This window comes from Fundidesulfovibrio sp., from assembly GCF_058402725.1.
This window is the reverse complement of record NZ_JBZVFJ010000310.1, coordinates 1-1,900: the sequence shown is the minus strand read 5'-3', so window position 1 is coordinate 1,900 and position 1,900 is coordinate 1. Positions and strand designations below refer to the sequence as shown.

The window sequence follows — 1,900 nt, the reverse complement described above, 5'->3', positions numbered from 1 at the left end:
GCCGCGATGGGCTCCCAGAAGGCCACGCCGGAGCCGCCCAGGGGGTCCACGCCGATGCGCAGGCCGCTGCGGGCGATGGCTTCCATGTCCACCACGTTCTGGAGGTCTTCCACATAAGGGGTGACGAAGTCGTATGCCTGGACGTTGGGGGCCTTGAGCGCCTTCTCGAAGAGCACGCGCTTCACGCCCGAGAGTCCGGCGGCGAGGTAGCTGTTGGCCAGATCCTGCACGGCCTTGGTGACGTCGGTGTCGGCCGGGCCGCCGGAAGGCGGGTTGTACTTGAAGCCGCCGTCGCGCGGCGGGTTGTGGGACGGCGTGATGACCACGCCGTCGGCCAGCCCCTGGGAGCGTCCCTTGTTGTAGGTGAGGATGGCGTGGGAGATCACGGGCGTGGGGGTGTAGCCCTCCCAGTTCATGCGGGTTTCCACGCCGTTGGCGGCCAGGACCTCCAGCGCGGAGACCATGGCCGGGGCCGAGAGGGCGTGGGTGTCCATGCCGATGAACAGGGGGCCGGTGAAGCCCTTGGCCTTGCGGTAGTCGCAGATGGCCTGGGTGGTGGCCCAGATGTGGTTCTGGTTGAAGGTGGCGTCCAGGGAGGAGCCCCGGTGGCCGGAGGTGCCGAAGGAGACGGCCTGGGACTTCTCGGCCGGGTCCGGCTGGAGGACGTAATAGGCGCTCACGAGCCTGGGCACGTCGACCAGGATGGATCGGGGCGCGGGCTTTCCGGCCAGGGGATGGACGGCCATGGGGGCTCCTTTACTGGTGCTTGTAGTCGGCCGGGGCGTGGAATTTGTCCAGGCACTGGGTGAGGTGCTTCACGAAGTCGCGGAAGTCCTCGAAGGTCATATCGGTCTTCACGCCGATGGCCTCGGAGGAGAAGCAGTGGGAGTCCGAGAAACAGCAGACGTCGAACTCGATGTCCACGTAGACGGTGTTGGGCTTCTCGAAATAGCGGTTGAAGACCACGGAGCCGTCGGGGTCCACCAGGTCGATGCGGGCCGCGCCGAAGCCGGTGTTCAGGGCCTCCAGGCCGTCGAGGGTGTACTTCACCGCGTCGGCGTAGAGGTTCATGCGCGAGATGGAGTAGTCGTCTGTGACGTGCAGGGCGGGGTTGAAGACCGGCTTGCCGTCGATGGTGACGACGAGTTCCACGGCGTAGCCGTAGTCGGTGGCTTCGAGGTCCAACTCGACGCCGAGCACGCTGGAATTGACTTTCAAGGGGCATTTCATGGCTGGGATCACCTTTCGGGGCGCTATGGTTTCGGCCTGTCCTGCATACCCGCATTGTCCAGGATGGTGAAGTCCTTGGGAGGGGCGTACTGGAAAAAGTCCTTGGGCACGGCGGGGTTGGTCTTGAGGTTTTCCAGGGTGACGTCGTTCAAGTTCCCGTAGAAATCCTCGATGACGATGCGGGCGAGCATGTTGGTCTTCAAGTCCACCCAGGCGTGCGCCAGCACGAGTCCGGGTTCGGCCTCGCGAGGCACGAGCTTGAGCTGGGCCTGGCCCTGGGGGGCCTCGGGTTCCTGGGAGACGTGGAAGTCCTCGCGCAGGTTGCCCTTGCCGGAGAGGAAGCGCAGCATGGTCTTGGAGCCCAGGATGTCTTCCACGGCGTAGCGGTAGGCGGTCTTTTCCCCGGGGAAGACGTTCCAGGCGGCGTCCTTGCCCACGATGAGCAGTTCCTTCTCGGGCTTTTCGGTCTCCCAGCGGATCAGCGCGGGCTGGGAGAAGACGAGCCTGCCGGTGCGCGTCTCGCGCTCCTTGCTGGCGGCGTTGACGAGCACCTGGGTGAAGTCTGCTGAAAAGGACGTGATGGCCTGGTACTGCCGCTGGACCGTGTCGGAGAGCCCGGCCACGTCGGCGGCCAGGGCGTTGGCGGAGCACAGGAGCGCGCACAGGGCGC

At 65.6% G+C, this 1,900-nt stretch carries 2 protein-coding genes and 1 pseudogene; all 3 read right to left on the bottom strand.

Annotated features, from left to right (window positions below; translation table 11 throughout):
* Positions 1 to 746, bottom strand: a pseudogene (locus tag ACV4UX_RS19075) (phosphoglucomutase, alpha-D-glucose phosphate-specific); the annotation flags it as partial.
* 10 nt (positions 747 to 756) lie between these two features.
* On the bottom strand, positions 757 to 1,218 hold the full coding sequence (locus ACV4UX_RS19070; RefSeq protein ID WP_491594858.1) for a hypothetical protein: 462 nt from the start codon (positions 1,216 to 1,218) through the stop codon (positions 757 to 759).
* Between the two features lie 35 nt (positions 1,219 to 1,253).
* On the bottom strand, positions 1,254 to 1,900 hold a 647-nt coding region (gene lolA / locus ACV4UX_RS19065), incomplete at its 5' end, for an outer membrane lipoprotein periplasmic chaperone LolA (protein ID WP_491594857.1).